This is a genomic window from Halomonas sp. Bachu 37 (genome assembly GCF_039691755.1).
Lineage (GTDB): Bacteria > Pseudomonadota > Gammaproteobacteria > Pseudomonadales > Halomonadaceae > Vreelandella > Vreelandella kashgarensis.
Map to the genome: position 1 here is coordinate 2817595 of NZ_CP137552.1, position 19707 is coordinate 2837301.

General features: G+C 58.1%; 15 protein-coding genes and 3 rRNA genes. 9 read left to right on the top strand and 9 right to left on the bottom strand.

The annotated features are described in order from the left end of the window. Positions 1-165: 165 nt before the first annotated feature. Genes hisB through R5M92_RS12925 form a run of 5 tightly spaced genes read left to right on the top strand, consistent with a single transcriptional unit; the run spans position 166 to position 3529 of the window. A complete protein-coding gene (gene hisB, locus R5M92_RS12905) occupies positions 166-759 on the top strand; it encodes an imidazoleglycerol-phosphate dehydratase HisB (RefSeq protein ID WP_346796361.1) in 594 nt (197 codons plus the stop codon). Positions 760-805: 46 nt separating this feature from the next. After that, on the top strand, positions 806-1447 hold the full coding sequence (gene hisH / locus R5M92_RS12910; protein ID WP_346796362.1) for an imidazole glycerol phosphate synthase subunit HisH: 642 nt from the start codon (positions 806-808) through the stop codon (positions 1445-1447). Positions 1448-1482: 35 nt separating this feature from the next. Beyond that, entirely contained in the window at positions 1483-2235 is a 753-nt protein-coding gene (gene hisA / locus R5M92_RS12915) for a 1-(5-phosphoribosyl)-5-[(5-phosphoribosylamino)methylideneamino]imidazole-4-carboxamide isomerase (RefSeq protein ID WP_346796363.1), read from the top strand. After that, positions 2232-3005: an imidazole glycerol phosphate synthase subunit HisF gene (gene hisF, locus R5M92_RS12920; RefSeq protein WP_346796364.1), complete on the top strand. Its 774-nt coding sequence runs from the start codon at positions 2232-2234 to the stop codon at positions 3003-3005. Before hisA ends, hisF begins: the two co-directional genes overlap by 4 nt. A gap of 44 nt (positions 3006-3049) precedes the next feature. Then, positions 3050-3529 (top strand): hypothetical protein, encoded by a 480-nt coding sequence (locus R5M92_RS12925; RefSeq protein WP_346796365.1) that lies wholly within the window; start codon positions 3050-3052, stop codon positions 3527-3529. Between the two features lie 15 nt (positions 3530-3544). Here the strand turns inward: R5M92_RS12925 and R5M92_RS12930 are convergent, their stop codons facing one another. Next, positions 3545-4144: a YjaG family protein gene (locus R5M92_RS12930; RefSeq protein WP_417338896.1), complete on the bottom strand. Its 600-nt coding sequence runs from the start codon at positions 4142-4144 to the stop codon at positions 3545-3547. 195 nt (positions 4145-4339) lie between these two features. On the opposite strand from R5M92_RS12930, the gene R5M92_RS12935 reads away from it, so the two are divergent. Beyond that, positions 4340-5026, top strand: coding sequence for a type 1 glutamine amidotransferase (locus R5M92_RS12935; protein WP_346796366.1), 687 nt, complete (start codon positions 4340-4342; stop codon positions 5024-5026). On the opposite strand, the gene mnmH is transcribed toward R5M92_RS12935, so the two are convergent. From mnmH to R5M92_RS12955, 4 genes are all read right to left on the bottom strand, one after another. Beyond that, positions 4988-6127, bottom strand: coding sequence for a tRNA 2-selenouridine(34) synthase MnmH (gene mnmH, locus R5M92_RS12940; protein WP_346796367.1), 1140 nt, complete (start codon positions 6125-6127; stop codon positions 4988-4990). The two genes, R5M92_RS12935 and mnmH, sit on opposite strands and share 39 nt — an antisense overlap. After that, the gene (selD, locus tag R5M92_RS12945) at positions 6124-7161 is read right to left on the bottom strand and encodes a selenide, water dikinase SelD (RefSeq protein ID WP_346796369.1); all 1038 of its coding nucleotides are present in this window, start codon (positions 7159-7161) and stop codon (positions 6124-6126) included. The genes mnmH and selD overlap by 4 nt, the downstream gene beginning before the upstream one ends. 61 nt (positions 7162-7222) lie before the next feature. Further along, complete coding sequence (gene radA / locus R5M92_RS12950; protein WP_346796370.1) at positions 7223-8599, bottom strand: DNA repair protein RadA; 1377 nt, start codon at positions 8597-8599, stop codon at positions 7223-7225. Between the two features lie 176 nt (positions 8600-8775). Further along, positions 8776-9225 (bottom strand): copper resistance protein NlpE N-terminal domain-containing protein, encoded by a 450-nt coding sequence (locus R5M92_RS12955; protein WP_346796371.1) that lies wholly within the window; start codon positions 9223-9225, stop codon positions 8776-8778. A gap of 184 nt (positions 9226-9409) precedes the next feature. On the opposite strand from R5M92_RS12955, the gene hisC reads away from it, so the two are divergent. The 3 genes from hisC to R5M92_RS12970 all read left to right on the top strand — a co-directional run bounded on the left by hisC (position 9410) and on the right by R5M92_RS12970 (position 12816). Continuing rightward, positions 9410-10471, top strand: a complete 1062-nt coding sequence (gene hisC, locus R5M92_RS12960) for a histidinol-phosphate transaminase (RefSeq protein ID WP_346796372.1) — start codon at positions 9410-9412, stop codon at positions 10469-10471. 175 nt (positions 10472-10646) lie between these two features. Continuing rightward, positions 10647-11594 (top strand): AEC family transporter, encoded by a 948-nt coding sequence (locus tag R5M92_RS12965; protein WP_346796373.1) that lies wholly within the window; start codon positions 10647-10649, stop codon positions 11592-11594. Between the two features lie 143 nt (positions 11595-11737). Next, positions 11738-12816 (top strand): IS3 family transposase gene (locus R5M92_RS12970; protein ID WP_346796374.1). Its coding sequence is split into 2 segments (ribosomal slippage): positions 11738-11993 and positions 11993-12816, totalling 1080 coding nucleotides; the frame shifts between segments, so codons are not numbered across the junction. Between the two features lie 140 nt (positions 12817-12956). On the opposite strand, the gene rrf is transcribed toward R5M92_RS12970, so the two are convergent. From rrf to tyrS, 4 genes are all read right to left on the bottom strand, one after another. Further along, positions 12957-13072, bottom strand: a 5S ribosomal RNA gene (gene rrf / locus R5M92_RS12975). Between the two features lie 172 nt (positions 13073-13244). Next, positions 13245-16135: ribosomal RNA gene (locus R5M92_RS12980) — 23S ribosomal RNA — on the bottom strand. Positions 16136-16444: 309 nt separating this feature from the next. Next, a 16S ribosomal RNA gene (locus R5M92_RS12985) occupies positions 16445-17977 on the bottom strand. The 16S, 23S and 5S rRNA genes sit together here, the layout of an rRNA operon. 449 nt (positions 17978-18426) lie before the next feature. After that, the gene (gene tyrS / locus R5M92_RS12990; protein WP_346796376.1) at positions 18427-19626 is read right to left on the bottom strand and encodes a tyrosine--tRNA ligase; all 1200 of its coding nucleotides are present in this window, start codon (positions 19624-19626) and stop codon (positions 18427-18429) included. Positions 19627-19707 lie beyond the last annotated feature (81 nt).

Genomic DNA, 19707 nt, shown 5'->3' on the forward strand with positions numbered 1-19707 from the left:
CACAGCGTGACAGGTGCGGTCTCATTCGGCGCATTGTAGCGGATGGGTGGGTCGATTCACTATAATGCTCGCTTTGTCGACAGTCGTCGTCTGCCTGTGCTCGCCCTGTGCTTGTACAATGGTGTTTGTCCGTTCCTGAATGCGCCCCGGCGCTGGAGATGCAAGATGTCAGAGCGTATCGCCACGGTAAGCCGTGACACCAAGGAAACCCAGATCACCGTGACCGTCAATCTGGACGGCGAGGGGAACCTTGCCTGTGACACCGGCGTTCCCTTTCTCGATCACATGCTGGACCAAGTGGCTCGCCATGGCTTGATCGATCTGGAGATCAAGGCAACTGGCGATCTGCATATCGACGATCACCATACTGTGGAGGATCTCGGCATCACCCTGGGGCAAGCGTTCGCCCGGGCGATCGGCGACAAACTAGGCATCTATCGTTACGGTCATGCCTATGTTCCTCTCGATGAGGCCCTCTCCCGCGTCGTGATCGACTTCTCCGGCCGGGCCGGGCTGCACATGAATGTCGATTTTACCCGTGCCACCATCGGCACCCTCGATACCCAGTTGTTCTGGGAGTTCTTTCAGGGTTTCGTCAACCATGCCCAGGTTACCCTGCATATCGACAACCTGAAGGGCTTCAATGCTCACCATCAGGCCGAAACCATTTTCAAGGCCTTTGGCAGAGCACTGCGCATGGCCGTTGCCGAAGACCCGCGGATGACGGGCCGCATGCCATCCACCAAGGGATGCCTGTAATGCCTGATCTCTTGCCTACCCGCTTATACATGACGAGGAGCGCCGTATGACCATTGCCGTAATCGACTATGGGATGGGCAACCTTCACTCCGTCGCCAAGGCGCTTGAACACGTCACCCATGAAAACGTGATCATCACCCGCGACCCTCGCTGCATTCTCGGCGCCACCCGTCTGGTACTGCCCGGCCAGGGCGCCATTCGCGACTGCATCGGCGAGCTTGAACGTACCGAATTGCGCGGCCTGGTAGACGATATTCTCAAACGCCAGGACAAGCCGCTGCTGGGTATCTGCGTGGGCCAGCAAATGTTGCTGGAGCACAGCGAAGAGAACGGCGGCATTCCTTGCCTGGGATTTCTGAAGGGTGAAGTCAACCGCTTCCCGGCGGATATGCGCGACGACAACGGCCACCGACTGAAGGTACCGCACATGGGCTGGAACCTGGTCAGGCAAACCCAGGAACATCCGCTGTGGGAAGGCATAGATTCCCAGGAACATTTTTATTTCGTGCATAGTTACTATGTGCAGGCCGCCGAATCCTCCCAGGTTTTTGGCACCACCGATTACGGCAAGGTGAACGCCCATGTCGCGGTGGGTAAAGAGGCGACGTTTGCGGTACAGTTCCATCCCGAAAAGAGCTCCCGAGCCGGATTGAAGTTACTGGAAAACTTCATTCACTGGTCGCCCTGATCCATCAGCCCAAATACCATCCAAGAGGACGCGTTATGCTGGTCATTCCCGCCATCGATCTCAAGGACGGACAGTGTGTCCGCCTGAAACAGGGCCGCATGGACGATGCTACCGCCTATGGCGATGACCCGGTCGCCATGGCGGCCCGCTGGGTGGAAGCCGGCGCCCGGCGCCTGCACCTGGTCGATCTCAACGGCGCATTTGAGGGCAAGCCGGTCAATGGCGAGGCGGTAACCGCCATCGCCCGCGCCTATCCTGAGCTTCCGATCCAGATCGGCGGCGGCATTCGCTCGGCCGACACCATCGAGCACTACCTGGCGGCCGGGGTCAGCTACGTGATCATCGGCACCAAGGCGGTCAAGGAGCCCGCTTTCGTCGGCGAGATGTGCCGCGCCTTCGCCGGCCATGTCATCGTCGGTCTCGATGCCCGGGATGGCTTCGTCGCCACCGATGGCTGGGCCGAGGTTTCCACGATCAAGGCCACGGAACTGGCCAAGCATTTCGCCGACGACGGGGTATCGAGCATCGTCTATACCGATATCGCCCGGGACGGCATGATGGGCGGCGTCAATGTGGAAGCCACGGCGGAGCTCGCTCGCGTCGGCGGCTTGCCGGTCATCGCCTCGGGCGGCGTCACCAACCTTGACGATATCCGTGCTTTGAGTGCTGTGGCAGGCGACGGCATCCTGGGCGCCATCACCGGACGCGCCATCTATGAAGGGACGCTGGATGTCGCTGAGGCGCAACGCCTGAGCGACCAACTCACCCTGTCGGGAGCCACGTCATGAGCCTGGCCAAGCGCATCATCCCCTGTCTGGACGTCGACGCCGGCCGTGTGGTCAAGGGCGTCAACTTCATCGGCATTCGTGACGCTGGCGACCCTGTCGAGATCGCCCAACGTTATAACCTGCAGGGTGCGGACGAGATCACCTTTCTGGATATCACCGCAAGCCACGAAGACCGCGATACCACGGTGGAGATGGTCGAGCGCATCGCCGGGGAAGTTTTCATCCCGTTGACCGTGGGCGGGGGCATTCGGAGCTGCAACGACATTCGCACCATGCTCAATGCCGGTGCCGACAAGGTTTCCATCAATACCGCCGCCGTCAACAATCCCGATTTCGTCCGCGAGGCCGCCGAGCGTTTCGGCAGTCAATGCATCGTGGTGGCGATCGACGCCAAGAAAGTCTCGGCGGAAGGCGAAGCCGACCGCTGGGAAATTTTCACCCATGGCGGTCGCCGCCCCACCGGGCTCGATGCCATCGAATGGGCCAAGAAGATGGTCGAGTACGGCGCCGGCGAATTGCTGCTGACCAGCATGGACCGCGACGGCACCAAGATCGGCTTCGATCTGGGCGTCACCCACGCCATCAGCGAAGCGGTTAGTGTCCCGGTCATCGCCTCGGGCGGTGTCGGCAACCTGGATCACCTAGTGGAAGGGGTGACCAAGGGCGGCGCCGACGCCGTACTTGCCGCCAGTATCTTTCACTTTGGTGAATACACCATTCCCGAAGCCAAGCGATACATGACGGACCACGGCATCGTCATGCGCCTTTGAGTCCTCATTGCAAGACAGGTGAATACATTTTTCCACGACGCACGATGGTGGCTTTTCTGGGCTTGCTCAGCAGCTCGCTATGGGCCCTTGAGCCGACCGAGCGAAGCCAGCTGACACTGGACCATGTGCTTGTGCAAACAAGTCTACATACCCGCCACTTCAGCCCCGACCCGGAACACACCAATCAGCAGGATTTGCTCGGTCTTGAACTGCATACCCCGAGCCGCTGGCTGGCCGGTGCCGCCTGGTTCAAGAACTCCTTCGACCAATCCAGCGTGTACTTGTACGCTGGACGCGAGCTACCTATCTGGGAGTCGGCCGCGGGAGTGATGCTAAGGGCCAAGCTGACCGGCGGCTTGCTGCATGGTTATCGGGGGGAGTATCGCGACAAGATCCCTTTCAATCGTTACGAAATTGCCCCGGCTTTATTGCCTAGCATAGGGGTACGGTGGCATCGTTTTGAATCGGATGTCATCGTATTCGGTACCGCCGGGGCAATGCTCACCGCAGGGCTACGCTTTTAAATGCTGTACTACCCATTATTCCAGTGAAAGGCCCAGATTACTGACGCCGTCGTTGCGCCCCAACCGCTGAACCTGCTTGAGTGTTTCGCGCTCCAGCGGCTGGCTGACGGCCTCAAGCACGGCATCCTGAAAGTCGTTTTCATCCTCCATCAAGGGGTGATCGCGCACCAGGAGCGCCAGGGCCGCTGCGTCGTCTTCCCCTTCGGTCAGCTCGATGAAAGCCCGCACGCCGCCACGCGAGGTCCGGCTGACTTCCAGGACGGCTCCAGGCGCCTCGCCCTGCAGGGTATCGAGCAGAGCAGCCAGCGCCACGACGGCTTCCAGTGCTCGCCGGGCGCCGAAACTGTCATCCGCCGCGGGGGGCTCGCACTCTGCCAGTTTTTCCGCCTGCTTCTCGAAGTCGATCTTGGCGTTCTTGACCTTCAAGTGCTCCCAGACCAGGTCAAGAACGGCCCTTAGTCCCGCGTAGTTCCCCTGGCCCGTTGCTTCCTGATAGAGGGCATAGTTGGGCAGCAGGCGTTCACACAAAGCCGCCATGAATGCCTGTTGCGCTACAGGCGGCAACTGTTGCAAGCGTTGGTAGAACCCCTGGGATGCCATAGAAGTCGTAGCCATGTAAGTCATCTCGTGACGGCACCCGCCTCAGGCCGATAGGGTTTATCGCTGCCAAAGACGGTCCGTAGCATTGGTAGATTGGTTTCGTTAAGCTGCTTGTTTGTTGCGTTAAACCATTGTCCCAGTTGGGCTAATTTCCACAAGTGCCGACCAACCTAACGCCAGGTGTGATGGTTGGTCGACGAGGAGATCGCGATGCATGTTCATCTGCTTCAACACAGCCCACACCAGAATCCTGCGCGCATCACCGATTGGCTGACCAGCATGGGCCATAGTCATACGGTGTTCCATCTTCATGCCGGCGAGCTCGTGCCGCGCCCGGGTGACTGCGACGCCCTGATCCTGCTGGACGCGCCCGAAGCGCTAGCCACCGCGCCTCCCCCCGATTGGCTGAAAGCAGAGCGCAAGGTGGTGTCCCGCTGGCTCGACAGCCACAAGCCAATGCTGGGTATCGGCTTCGGTGCCCAGCTGATCGCCGATGCCCTGGGCGCCGTCGTGGCGCGTGGCACTTATGCCGAGCTGGGATGGCATGAAGTGACGCTGGCACCAGAGAGCCCTTTCGACTTGCCCGAACGGTTCCAGGCCTTCATGTGGCATCGCTGGATCTTCAGTCTACCCGAGGACGCCATTCCCCTGGGAGGGAGCGAGGCCAGTCCCATTCAGGGATTCTCCTGGGATTGCGGCCGTGTCATGGCCCTGCTTTGTCATCTTGAAATCAACGAAACCGGTATAAAGAGCCTCCTGGCCCATGCCGAACTACCGGAAGGCAGCGAGAAGAGCCCTTACGTTCAGGCGCGGGAAACGCTGTTGTCCTCCCCCAAGCGCAGCGATCAACTGGCCCCGTTACTCGATCGTCTGCTTAGCCAGTGGTTGCGCAGCTGACGGCTCCGGAGAGGCCGTGGTGCTCCAGCTGCGGGCGGCCTCCAGACAACTGTCCCAGTCTCCCGTATGGAGCAGCTGCTCGGTACCGCTGTGCTTTTCCAGCTGGTAGCGATACAGCGGGTCGTAGTATTCGGTGAGAAGCGGCGCCAACCAGGCCTCATGGGCTTGTCGGTTACCGCGCTCGTGTTCGCGAAAGGCCAGCTGCTGCAGCCGCTGCAAGCGCGCCAGGCGGGCACTGCCCAGCCGCTTCTTCAGCCGCGCCAAGGCGCTGCTCAACTGCTTGCGCATCAGCGTCCAACCCAGCCACGGGCCGTACTGGTGGAGATAGACCTCCCACAGACCGTCGATGTAATCCCGATGAATCTGGTTCAAGCGCCAATCCAGCGGCATTTCCACCCGAACCCGGGGTGCCCGTTGCATGGCGTGCCAGAATGTCAGCGGAATATTGACGCTGCCGATCTGCCGCGATTCGTCTTCCAGCACCATTGCGCCGGGCAACGACAACAAGTGCTTGCCCAAGGCATGTTCGAAATCGATCTGTGCCGGCGGCTGTAACGGATGGCGACCGAAGGCAGAGCCCTTGTGGCGCGCACAGGCCTCGAGATCCACCCCGTTATCCAGCCGCTGGATCAAATCGGTCTTGGCACACCCGGTCAGGCCGCCCACTATCAACATGGGCTGGGCAGCCGCGCTATCGATATGGGTGCATAAGGCTTGGCGAAGCGCCTTCCATCCCCCCTCGATACGCGGCCGGGTAACGCCCGCATCCTGCAGCCACTGTTGGGCGATCTGCGAGCGTAGCCCACCGCGAAAACAATAAAGGATAGCGTTTGGGTGGTCCGCCACGTACTCACGCCAGGCCTCCACGCGGGAGGCTTTCAGGTTCCCTTGTACGAGCTGCTCCCCCAACCGGATGGCCGCTTGCTGCCCATGCTGCTTGTATTCGATGCCGACCTGACGACGCTCGTCATCATCCATCAGCGGCAGGTTCACCGCACCCGGCAAGGCGCCCTGGGCGAACTCGACGGGTGCGCGCACATCGATCAAGGGCCGGTTCTCTCGCAACAGGGCGAGATCCGCAGCAACGAGCGGCAGCGTCACCCGATAACCTCGATCAAGGCCGGTTTCTTAGCCGAGACTATCTTGCCGAAGGGCTGCAGTTCGACACCGTGGGCGCGGCCAATGCGTTCCACATCGTCCTCCCAGGCGGGATCGACGCTGAGCAGCAACCCACCCGAGGTTTGCGGATCGCACAGCCATTGCCAATGAGCCTCATCCATGGCGGGCAAGGCGTCTCCCAAGGCGTCACGGTTACGCTGGGTGCCGCCGGGAACCGCCCCGCGGCGGCGATATGCTTCCGCTTCGGCCAGGCGCGGCAGGCGGCGGAAATCCAGCTGGGCAGCGACACCGCTGGCAGCACACACCTCCACCAGATGGCCCGCCAAGCCAAAGCCGGTGACATCGGTCATCGCATTCACGCCCTTGACCTTGGCAAGCTCCATGCCGATGGCGTTGGATTGCAGCATGGTTTCCCGGGCCAGGCCGTGATGGCCGGCTTCGAGTAGTCCCTGCTTTTCCGCAGTGGTCAGCATGCCCACGCCCAGCGGCTTGGTCAGAAACAGCAGGTCTCCCGGCTTGGCGCCCTTGTTGAGCTTCAAATGTTCCAGGTCGATCAGGCCGTTGACCGCCAGCCCGAATATTGGCTCGGGGGCATCGATCGAATGACCGCCCGCCAAGGCCAGGCCCAACTCGCGGCATACCGCCTGCGCCCCGGCGAGCACGTCACCTGCCACGTCGGCGCCCAGCTTATCCAGGGGCCAGCCAAGTATACCCAGCGCCAGCACCGGCTTACCGCCCATGGCATAAACGTCGCTGATGGCATTGGTCGCGGCGATACGGCCGAAATCAAAGGGGTCATCGACGATCGGCATGAAGAAATCGGTGGTGGCGATCATGCCACGACCATCGCCCAGGTCATAAACCGCCGCATCCTCGCGACCCTGGTTACCCACGATCAGATTCTTGTGGCTGGTTCCCTGGCCGGCCTTGGCCAGCATGGAGTCGAGCACATTGGGCGCAATCTTGCAGCCACAGCCGGCGCCATGGCTGTACTGAGTCAAACGAATACTCGTCATCGCGTCTCTCCTTGGCAAATTCATCCCTATACTATCGCACCTGGCGTCCGCTCACAGGGCGTTAAAGTGCTTCCAGTGCCTCACTGAGTTTATCCACGACTATGACTTCCATGCCTGCGGGGGCTCGCTTGGGCGCATTGCCACGCGGCACGATCGCCCGCTGAAAGCCGTGCTTGGCCGCTTCCGCTATGCGCTCCTGGCCGCTCGGCACCGGGCGAATCTCGCCCGAGAGGCCCACTTCTCCGAACACCACCAGCTCTCGCGGCAATGGCCGGTTCTGCAGGCTCGACACCACCGCCAGCAACACGGCCAGGTCAGCGCTGGTCTCGAGTACCTTGATGCCTCCCACCACATTGAGGAAAACATCCTGGTCGCCGGTAAAGAGTCCGCCATGGCGATGGAGCACCGCCAGAAGCATGGCCAGCCGGTTATGATCCAGCCCCACCGCTACGCGGCGTGGATTGCCCAGCGCCGAGTCATCCACCAGCGCCTGCACTTCCACCAGTATCGGTCGTGTCCCTTCCCATACCACCATCACCAGGCTTCCCGACGCCTGCTCTTCACTTCGCGAAAGGAAAATCGCGCTGGGATTCTTCACCTCTTTCAGCCCTTGCTCCAGCATGGCGAAAACCCCGAGCTCATTGACGGCGCCAAAACGGTTCTTCTGGCCGCGTAGGGTGCGAAAACGCGAGTCGGCGCCCCCTTCCAACAGCAGAGAAGCATCGATCATATGCTCCAACACCTTGGGGCCAGCCAAGGTGCCGTCCTTGGTGACATGCCCCACCAGTAACAGCACGGTGTTGGTCTGCTTGGCGAAGCGCGTCAAGGCAGCGGCGGACTCACGCACCTGGGCAACACCGCCCGGGGCCGAGCTGATGTCTTCAAGATGCATCGTCTGGATGGAGTCGATCACCAGTATTTCGGGACGCTCGCGCTCGGCAACCGCCAGAATGGTTTCCACGCTGGTCTCGGTGAGCATTTTCAACCCTTGGGTAGGAAGTTGCAGACGATGCGCACGCATGGCGACTTGAGCTAGCGACTCCTCCCCCGTCACATACAGGATGCGTCTCTCCTGGGCGAGTTTGCAGGCCGTCTGCAGCAATAACGTAGACTTCCCCGCCCCCGGGTTTCCGCCCAGCAGTACCGCGGATCCCGGCACCAGCCCCCCACCCAACACCCTGTCGAACTCGGCAAAGGTGGAAGAGAGGCGGGGGACTTCGCTCAAATCGACATTGGCCAGGTCCATGACTTCCCGTGACAGGTCTCCCGCATAGCCGCTACGCGCCGGAGAACCAGTAGCTGCTGCCCCGGGACGAGCGCTCGCCAGGCGGATTTCGCTCAGCGTGTTCCATTCCTGGCAACTACTGCACTGGCCCTGCCATTTGCGAAATTCCGCGCCACATTCAGTACACACGTAAGCGCTTTTGACCTTGGCCATGCCCGCCTCACCTCGTCTTTGGCTTTTGCCTTATGTGATTCATGACCTTACCGTAAGGTCATGAAAAAAGGCGGCTCAGGGCCGCCTTCTTGTCGTCTAGTGCGCTTGCAGCAACGAAAGTTAACAACAGCGAATCGATAACCGAAAGTTAACCACCAAGAGTTAACGACGAGTTATCAGCGGCGCTGCAAGCGCAGACCTTCCCCGTTCTGGAAACGGCGACGTTCCGGGTCGATCAACTCCAGAGTCTGCTCGTCAATGCGCAGGAAGTAATAGGTCTGGCCTTCGCCATTCGGGGTCAGCTCATAAACGGTTGCATTGGGGTTGGAAGGTGTACCCGTCAATACTTCCCAATTACCGGCATAGTTTTCGTCTGGCGGCGACTGGGGATGATTGCGATAGGTCGCCTCAAGCTCGAACGTACGCTCTTCCAGCGGGGCTTGCTCTTCACCCACCATGGTGACGTCCAGGTCGATACCATCACAATTGCGGCACGGTAGCGTGCCTTGGTAAGTGGCTTGAGAGATCTGCTCAGCCTGTGTATCGCTCTGCTCGGTAGGCCCGGCGGCGCAGCCCGCCAATAACGCCAACATGGCCGAACCGGCCAACAAACTCCTGAATTGCATAGGGTGCCTCCTTTTCGTGTTGACATATCTATACGCGACATTCAGCCCACGCTGAATACAGCATAACCGCTACAGCGGTTAACGCCCACCCCTGTCGTACCACCCGTTTGCCTGCATGCCGCTTGCGCTAATTCCCTGCTCAAGCGACCATGTTTGCATTCACCATTCATAGTCAGGATGTGTCATGAGCCATTTGTGGAGCCCCAATATCCGTGCGCTCACTCCATATATTCCCGGAGAGCAGCCCCGTGAGCGTGTCGTCAAGCTCAACACCAACGAAAATCCATACCCCCCCGCTCCAGGAGTGGGGGACGCGCTACGCAACTTTGCCATCGACCACTTACGCCTGTACCCCGACCCGACTTCGTCGGCACTCCGCCAGGTACTCGCTGACACTTACCGCGCCACCCCGGAGCAGGTGTTCGTCGGCAATGGCTCGGATGAAGTGCTGGCCTTTGCCTTTCAGGCCTTTTTCCAGCATGGCTTGCCCCTGGATGCCCCGGACATTACCTATAGCTTCTATCCTGTATACGCCAAGCTTTATGGAGTGGAACTCAGGACGCACCCCCTGACCGAGCAATGGGAAGTCGACCTGGAGGCGCTTGGGGCTGACAAGAGCCGTAGCGGTATCATTTTCGCCAACCCCAATGCTCCCACCGGCCACGCCCACTCCTTGGAAGCTATCACCGCCCTCCTCGAGCGAGTCACGGATCGCGTGGTATTGATCGACGAAGCGTATGTGGATTTCGGGGCGACAAGTGCCGTCACCTTGATTGAACGCTTTCCCAACCTGCTGGTGACCGGAACATTTTCCAAGTCACGCAGCTTGGCAGGTTTGCGGCTCGGCTATGCTCTTGGTTCAAGCGAGCTGATCGAGGGTCTCAAGCGGGTAAAGGATTCCTTCAACTCCTTCCCCGTGGACAGTCTGGCCAGTGCTGCGGGCATTGCCGCTCTGGAAGACCCCCAACACTTTCAGGCTTGCTGCGACCGTGTCATTACCACTCGCGAACGAACACGCCAGCGCCTGGAAGCCCTCGGATTCGAAGTCCTGCCTTCGAAAGCCAACTTCCTGCTGGCTAGGCATCCAAGGCATGAAGGAGCGCAATTGTTCATCGGTCTACGCGAGAGAGGCATTCTGGTGCGTCATTTCAATACCGCCGAACTTAACGAGTTCCTGCGTATATCCATCGGCACCGATGACGAGATGGATAGCCTCATGGAAGCACTGGAAGTCCTTTGCACTTGATTGACTTGCCCTTCGTCAGACGCCCCACGGAGGCCTGAGCATCTCGGGCAGCAGCGCCTGGTAGCACACCGGGCGCTGGAAGCTCAAAACTCTTCAACGCAGTTCTAATCCCACCAGAGTTTGCACATGTTTAAATGTTAATATAGGAACACACCCCTGCTCGGACCCCCTGAGAATGAACCTTCTTTCCCTTTTTCTCGGCACTCTGGAAGTTACGCTGCCGGTGTTTGCCATGGTATTTCTCGGCCTGGGACTCAAACGTATCGGCTGGATCGACCACGCCTTCATCACCACTGCCTCGTCGCTGGTGTTCAATGGCACCATGCCAACTCTGATTTTTCTCAGCCTGATCAATGCCGACCTGGACGTGGCGCTCAACCCACGCCTGCTGGGTTTCTTTACCTTGGCGACACTGGCATGCTTTCTGCTGGCCTGGGCATGGGCCATCTGGCGCATTCCCTACGCGGACCGTGGCGTCTACGTCCAGGGTGCCTTTCGCGGCAACTGCGGGATAATAGGACTGGCGCTGGCCGCCAGCATGTACGGCGATTATGGCTTGTCGGCCGGTGGGCTGCTGCTGGGGGTGGTGATACTCAGTTACAATATACTGTCGGTTTTCATCCTGTCTCGATATCAGGACCAGCGGCATATGAACTGGCGCAGCATCGCCGCGAATATCGCCCGTAACCCCTTGATTCTGGCCGTTGTGGTGGCCGTTCCGGTGACTGCCATGGGGCTGAGACTCCCCGTTTGGCTGATGCATACGGGTGAGTATTTCGCCTCCCTGACGCTACCGCTGGCATTAATTTGCATCGGCGCCACCCTCTCGCTGGGCGCGATCCAGGCATCGGGCCGACTCGCTGCGGGTGCTAGCGTGATGAAGATGGTCACCTTGCCAGCCCTGGCAACGACAGGCGCCTGGCTCGCGGGTTTCGAAGGTCGCGAACTTGGAGTGCTGTTTTTGTTCTTTGCCAGCCCCACAGCGGCAGCGAGCTTCGTGATGGTCAAGGCGATGGGCGGCAACGCCGTTCTAACGGCCAATATCATCGCCATTTCCACCCTGCTGGCCAGCATCACCATCACATTAGGCGCTTTCATTCTGGCCGTAGCGGGGCTTATCTGATATTGACTCAGATGGAAACCGACTTATAAAAACGATCACCCAAATCGAGCCGCTGTGTCTGGAGCTGACCTTTCCCCCAGAATCCGGTCCACCGCCAATGTGAGATTTCCGCTACGTTTACCCTGATAGCAGGAGATCTCACGATGAAACGTAACCGACATACCGACGAGCAGATCATCAGCATCCTCAAGGCCAACGAGCGCGGCGTCTCGATCGCCGAGTTGGCCCGGCAGAACGGCGTGACCGAGCAGACCCTCTACCGTTGGAAGGCCAAGTACAGCGGTATGGAGATATCGGAGGCCAAGCGCCTGCGCGAGTTGGAGACCGAGAACGCTCGGCTGAAGAAGCTGTTGGCGGAAAGCGCCCTCGACAATGCCGCGCTCAAGGAGATCGTCTCGGGAAAGTGGTAACGCCCGACGCGAAGCGGCACGCGGTGACGCACCTGGTGACAGGTGGCTGGCTCAGCCAGCGAGGCGCCTGCCGACTGCTGGGCCTGGCAAGATCGGTTGCTCGATACCAGGCCATGCCGCGTGAAGATGAACCGCTTCGGGCACGTCTACAAGCCTTGGCGACCTGCTATCCCCGTTACGGCTACTTGCTGCTGCATGCGCTGTTGAAGCAGGAGGGACTGGTGATCAATCGCAAACGCACCTACCGGCTGTACTGCGAGAATGGGCTTCAGGTCAGACCCCGTCGGCGCAAGCGGCTGGTGCGGCCCAGGGCGTCGATGGCACTACCGGACAGACCCAACCAACGCTGGTCGATGGACTTCGTGTCGGATCAGATGGCCTCGGGGCGTCGTTTCCGCGTGCTGAACATCGTGGATGACTTCAGCCGAGAGTGTGTCGGTCAATTGGTGGACACGTCCATTTCCGGTCATCGCTTGGCCCGGTTCCTGGACGAGATAGCGCAGCAGCGTTCGTTGCCAGCCTCGATTGTCTGCGATAACGGGCCGGAGCTGACCAGCAAGGCGATGTTCTTCTGGGCGCGTGAGCGGAAAGTCATCTTGGCCTTCATCCAGCCAGGCAAGCCGACACAGAACGCGTTCATCGAGAGCTTTAACGGCAAGTTCCGGGATAGTTGTCTTAATCAGCACTGGTTCCTGAGTCTTATCGATGCACGACACGAAATCGACCAATGGAGGACCCACTACCATCATGTCAGACCGCACAGTTCGCTGGGCTATTTGCCACCTGTGGTGTATGCCGAGCAGTGTGCCTGAAGCAGCGGTTCCTCACATTGGTAGCGGACCTAAACCAGGGGGAAGGTCAGCTAGGCATATGGAGAAAAACGAAAAGATCCAGGCGTCAGCTACGCACACAAAAAACCCAGCCGGGTGGCTGGGTTTTCTGCAGGATAAGTGCCTGACGATGACCTACTCTCGCATGGGGAAGCCCCACACTACCATCGGCGCTAAGCGGTTTCACTGCTGAGTTCGGCAAGGGATCAGGTGGTTCCCACTCGCTATGGTCGTCAGGCGTAACGGGTAATGCATATCATGCTGTGTCGTCCTGGTGTGTTGCCATTGACGTGTTTTGTGAGCGTCTCTGTCACTTCAAGCAAGCGTGTCGCTTACTCGTTGCGTATCCGGTTCTCTGCGTGTGTTCACACGCGATCGTTATCATTTTGAGCAGACCCCTTGGGTGTTATAGGGTCAAGCCTCACGGGCCATTAGTACACGTTAGCTCAACGCCTTGCAGCGCGTCCACACCGTGCCTATCGACCAGCTGGTCTCGCTGGGCCCTTCAGGAGGCTCGAGGCCTCGGGGATGTCTCATCTTGAAGGGGGCTTCCCGCTTAGATGCTTTCAGCGGTTATCCCGTCCGACCATAGCTACCCGGCAATGCCACTGGCGTGACAACCGGAACACCAGAGGGTCGTCCACTCCGGTCCTCTCGTACTAGGAGCAGCGCTTCTCAAACATCCAACGCCCACGGCAGATAGGGACCGAACTGTCTCACGACGTTCTAAACCCAGCTCGCGTACCACTTTAAATGGCGAACAGCCATACCCTTGGGACCGACTTCAGCCCCAGGATGTGATGAGCCGACATCGAGGTGCCAAACACCGCCGTCGATGTGAACTCTTGGGCGGTATCAGCCTGTTATCCCCGGAGTACCTTTTATCCGTTGAGCGATGGCCCTTCCATACAGAACCACCGGATCACTAGAACCTGCTTTCGCACCTGCTCGACGTGTCTGTCTCGCAGTCAAGCACCCTTATGCTCTTGCACTCATTGCACGATGTCCGACCGTGCTGAGGGTACCTTCGTGCTCCTCCGTTACGCTTTGGGAGGAGACCGCCCCAGTCAAACTACCCACCACACACTGTCCTCGATCCGGATCACGGACCTGAGTGAGAACGCCAATGATGCCAGGCTGGTATTTCAAGGTCGGCTCCCTGCGAACTGGCGTCCGCAGTTCCAAGCCTCCCAGCTATCCTACACAGGCAACAACAGCGTCCAGTGTGAAGCTATAGTAAAGGTTCACGGGGTCTTTCCGTCTAGCCGCGGGTACACCGCATCTTCACGGCGATTTCAATTTCACTGAGTCTCGGGTGGAGACAGCGTGGCCATCATTACGCCATTCGTGCAGGTCGGAACTTACCCGACAAGGAATTTCGCTACCTTAGGACCGTTATAGTTACGGCCGCCGTTTACCGGGGCTTCGATCAAGAGCTTCGGCCGAGGCCTAACACCATCACTTAACCTTCCGGCACCGGGCAGGCGTCACACCCTATACGTCCGCTTGCGCGTTAGCAGAGTGCTGTGTTTTTACTAAACAGTTGCAGCCACCTGGTATCTTCGACCGGTTCTCGCTGAAGCCGCGGGGGCTCTCACGATACGCCGGCGTGCCTTCTCCCGAAGTTACGGCACCATTTTGCCTAGTTCCTTCACCCGAGTTCTCTCAAGCGCCTGGGGATTCTCACCCTGACCACCTGTGTCGGTTTGGGGTACGGTCGCACATGATCTGGTGCTTAGAGGCTTTTCCTGGAAGCGTGGCATCAGTGACTTCCAGCCCGTGGGCTGTTCGTCTCGTGTCTCGGCCTTGAGGAACCGGATTTGCCTGATTCCTCAGCCTACTCACTTTCACCAGGACTACCAACGCCTGGCTCACCTAGCCTTCTCCGTCCCCCCATCGCAATCATGTCCGGTACGGGAATATTGACCCGTTTCCCATCGACTACGCCTTTCGGCCTCGCCTTAGGGGCCGACTCACTCTGCTCTGATTAGCATCGAACAGAAACCCTTGGTCTTCCGGCGAGGGAGTTTTTCACTCCCTTTATCGTTACTCATGTCAGCATTCGCACTCGTGATACCTCCAGCAGACTTCTCAATCCACCTTCATCGGCTTACACGACGCTCCTCTACCGCTCATCCTGAGGATGAACCCGTAGCTTCGGTACCTGGTTTAGCCCCGTTACATCTTCCGCGCAGGCCGACTCGACTAGTGAGCTATTACGCTTTCTTTAAAGGATGGCTGCTTCTAAGCCAACCTCCTAGCTGTCTGAGCCTTCCCACCTCGTTTCCCACTTAACCAGGATTTGGGGACCTTAGCTGACGGTCTGGGTTGTTTCCCTTTTCACAACGGACGTTAGCACCCGCTGTGTGTCTCCCACGCTGGCACTCACCGGTATTCGGAGTTTGCCTCGGGTTGGTAAGTCGGGATGACCCCCTAGCCGAAACAGTGCTCTACCCCCGGTGGTGATACGTGAGGCGCTACCTAAATAGCTTTCGAGGAGAACCAGCTATCTCCGGGCTTGATTAGCCTTTCACTCCGATCCACAAGTCATCCAAATCTTTTTCAACAGATCCTGGTTCGGGCCTCCAATTGATGTTACTCAATCTTCACCCTGCTCATGGATAGATCGCCCGGTTTCGGGTCTATTTCCAGCGACTGGTGCGCCCAGTTAAGACTCGGTTTCCCTACGGCTCCCCTATACGGTTAACCTCGCCACTGAAAATAAGTCGCTGACCCATTATACAAAAGGTACGCAGTCACCCAACAAGTGGGCTCCTACTGCTTGTACGCACACGGTTTCAGGATCTATTTCACTCCCCTCTCCGGGGTTCTTTTCGCCTTTCCCTCACGGTACTGGTTCACTATCGGTCAGCCAGGAGTATTTAGCCTTGGAGGATGGTCCCCCCGTCTTCAGTCAAGGTTTCTCGTGCCCCGACCTACTCGATTTCACATGATCAGATTTTCGACTACGGGGCTATCACCCGCTACGGCCGTGCTTCCCAGCACGTTCGTCTAATCAGTCTCATGCTTAAGGGCTACTCCCCGGTCGCTCGCCGCTACTGGGGGAATCTCGGTTGATTTCTTTTCCTCCGGGTACTTAGATGTTTCAGTTCCCCGGGTTCGCCTCGTACCCCTATGGATTCAGGATACGATACTCACCTGATGGTGAGTGGGTTTCCCCATTCAGAGATGTCCGGGTCGCAGGTTGTTTGCCACCTCGCCGAACCTTATCGCAGGCTTCCACGTCTTTCATCGCCTCTGGCTGCCTAGGCATCCACCGTGTGCGCTTCATTGCTTGACCCTATAACCCGAAGGAGTCTGAATCTCGCAATGATAACGATTGCCGGATACGCTTGAGACGTATCACAAAACAATTTACGTATAAACGTCTTAAAAAGACGTTTATGTCAGCATGATATACATTGTTAAAGAGCGACTGCTATGCGCAGTGATAAGGGTTCTTTCACGTTGAAAAAAGGAGAATATCTTTAAAAGACTTTTCTTTTTTCTTTTTAACGTGAGAAGAGCAAAACCCCTTATCACTGCGTATCAACAGCATTCTGATCAGGTAATTCATTGTGAGCGCTTGCCGCGAGGATGACGCATCGTTTAAGGAGGTGATCCAGCCGCAGGTTCCCCTACGGCTACCTTGTTACGACTTCACCCCAGTCATGAACCACACCGTGGTGATCGCCCTCTTGCGTTAGGCTAACCACTTCTGGTGCAGTCCACTCCCATGGTGTGACGGGCGGTGTGTACAAGGCCCGGGAACGTATTCACCGTGACATTCTGATTCACGATTACTAGCGATTCCGACTTCACGGAGTCGAGTTGCAGACTCCGATCCGGACTGAGACCGGCTTTTCGGGATTGGCTGACTCTCGCGAGCTCGCAACCCTTTGTACCGGCCATTGTAGCACGTGTGTAGCCCTACCCGTAAGGGCCATGATGACTTGACGTCGTCCCCACCTTCCTCCGGTTTGTCACCGGCAGTCTCCTTAGAGTTCCCGCCATTACGCGCTGGCAAATAAGGACAAGGGTTGCGCTCGTTACGGGACTTAACCCAACATTTCACAACACGAGCTGACGACAGCCATGCAGCACCTGTCTCTGCGTTCCCGAAGGCACCCCGGAATCTCTTCCGGGTTCGCAGGATGTCAAGGGTAGGTAAGGTTCTTCGCGTTGCATCGAATTAAACCACATGCTCCACCGCTTGTGCGGGCCCCCGTCAATTCATTTGAGTTTTAACCTTGCGGCCGTACTCCCCAGGCGGTCGACTTATCGCGTTAACTTCGCCACAAAGTGCTCAAGGCACCCAACGGCTGGTCGACATCGTTTACGGCGTGGACTACCAGGGTATCTAATCCTGTTTGCTACCCACGCTTTCGCACCTCAGCGTCAGTGTCAGTCCAGAAGGCCGCCTTCGCCACTGGTATTCCTCCCGATCTCTACGCATTTCACCGCTACACCGGGAATTCTACCTTCCTCTCCTGCACTCTAGCGTGACAGTTCCGGATGCCGTTCCCAGGTTGAGCCCGGGGCTTTCACAACCGGCTTATCACGCCGCCTACGCGCGCTTTACGCCCAGTAATTCCGATTAACGCTTGCACCCTCCGTATTACCGCGGCTGCTGGCACGGAGTTAGCCGGTGCTTCTTCTGCGAGTGATGTCTTTCCTCCGGGGTATTAACCCGAAGGCGTTCTTCCTCGCTGAAAGTGCTTTACAACCCGAGGGCCTTCTTCACACACGCGGCATGGCTGGATCAGGGTTGCCCCCATTGTCCAATATTCCCCACTGCTGCCTCCCGTAGGAGTTCGGGCCGTGTCTCAGTCCCGATGTGGCTGATCATCCTCTCAGACCAGCTACGGATCGTCGCCTTGGTGAGCCATTACCTCACCAACCAGCTAATCCGGCATAGGCTCATCCGATAGCGGGAGCCGAAGCCCCCTTTCTCCCGTAGGACGTATGCGGTATTAGCCTGGGTTTCCCCAGGTTATCCCCCACTACCGGGCAGATTCCTATGCATTACTCACCCGTCCGCCGCTCGTCAGCGGGAAGCAAGCTTCCCCTGTTACCGCTCGACTTGCATGTGTTAGGCCTGCCGCCAGCGTTCAATCTGAGCCATGATCAAACTCTTCAGTTTACAATCATTGCGGTTCTTGCTCTCCCGAAGGAGAAAGCGAACCAATCTTGGCTCAAGGTTTCAAACGAATTCACTGTGATACACCTAAGTGTATCTTGGTGTTCGCTTGCCTTGATATTTGGTGATTTATCACCCTCATCGGCAAGCGCCCACATGAATTACCTGATCAAATTGTTAAAGAGCTGTTTCGCTGCTGAACTTCAAGAGAAGTCACTGGCTTGCCGTTGAACTGGCTTGCCTCAGCGAGGAAGGCGTATTCTACGCATTTCCTGGTGATTGTCAACCGCTGATATCAGCGCGTGAAGCGAGCGATCAAAACTTCGCTAACTTCCTGACAATCCGAAGGTTTTCACCTTCATCCACCGCTGGAAACGCTTGGCGTCCCCGGCAGCGGATGCGTACTTTACGGATTCATGACGAGGTTGGCAAGGGATTTCTTACCCAAAAGTTCAATTGAGTGTCACACGGGCGTAGCGCTTCTTGCCAGCCTGGATCACGTAAGCCTTGCCCGTCGCCAGCATGGCGTCTTTTGCCACTACTTCACCGTCGACCTTGACGCGGCTATTGCCCAGCATGTCCTTGGCTTGGGCACTGTTGTTCACCAAGCCCGCCCGATTCAGCACAGCAGCGATCGGCGCTTGCTCACCACCTTCGAAATCTACCTCTACTTCCGGCAGGTCTGCGGGCAGCTCGCCGTCGGCCAGCTGGTTGCCTGCCGACTTGTGCGCATTGGCTGCCGCTTCGTCACCGTGGTAGCGGGCGATCAGTTCACGCGCCAGCTCCATCTTGATGTCTCGCGGGTTCGCCCCCTGCTCAACACTTTGCTTGAGCGCGTCGATCTCTTCGTTGGATTTCAGCGACAGCAGCTCGAAGTAACGCCACATTAAACTGTCCGGCATGGAGACAAGCTTGTTGAACATGGAGCCCGGCGCTTCGTCGACACCCACATAGTTGCCCAGCGACTTAGACATCTTCTGCACACCGTCGAGACCTTCGAGCAGCGGCATGGTGATGACGACCTGAGGCTCCTGGCCGAAGTGCTTTTGAATCTCGCGCCCCATCAGCAGGTTGAACTTCTGATCGGTACCGCCTAGTTCAACATCCGCTTCAAGAGCAACAGAGTCGTAGCCTTGCACCAGCGGGTAAAGGAATTCGTGGATGGCAATGGACTGGTTAGCCTTGTAGCGTTTTTCAAAATCATCGCGCTCCAGCATACGCGCCACGGTGCTTTGAGCGGCCAGTTCGATCATTTTGGCTGCTGTTAGTTCGCCAAACCACTCGGCATTGAAGCGTACCTCGGTCTTGTCCGGGTCGAGGATCTTGAAGACCTGTGCTTTGTAAGTCTCGGCGTTGGCTTTGACATCCGCTTCGGTCAGCGGCTTACGGGTCACGTTTTTACCTGTCGGATCGCCGATACGGCCGGTGAAGTCACCGATAAGAAAGATAACGGTGTGTCCCAGGTCCTGGAATTGACGCATTTTGGTCAACAGGACGCTATGTCCCAGATGCAGGTCAGGCGCCGTGGGATCAAAACCGGCTTTAATACGCAGCTTACGGCCTGAGGCCAGTTTCTTTTTCAGCTCATCCTCTATCAGGATTTCGTGCGTACCTCGCGCCAGCAGCGCTAAAGCCTGTTCCACCTCACTCATTACCAGTCTCCAAAATTGACCCAATAGCCCACCCGGGCAGTCCGGGATAAATAGCGCACGATGTTACCATGACCATACGCC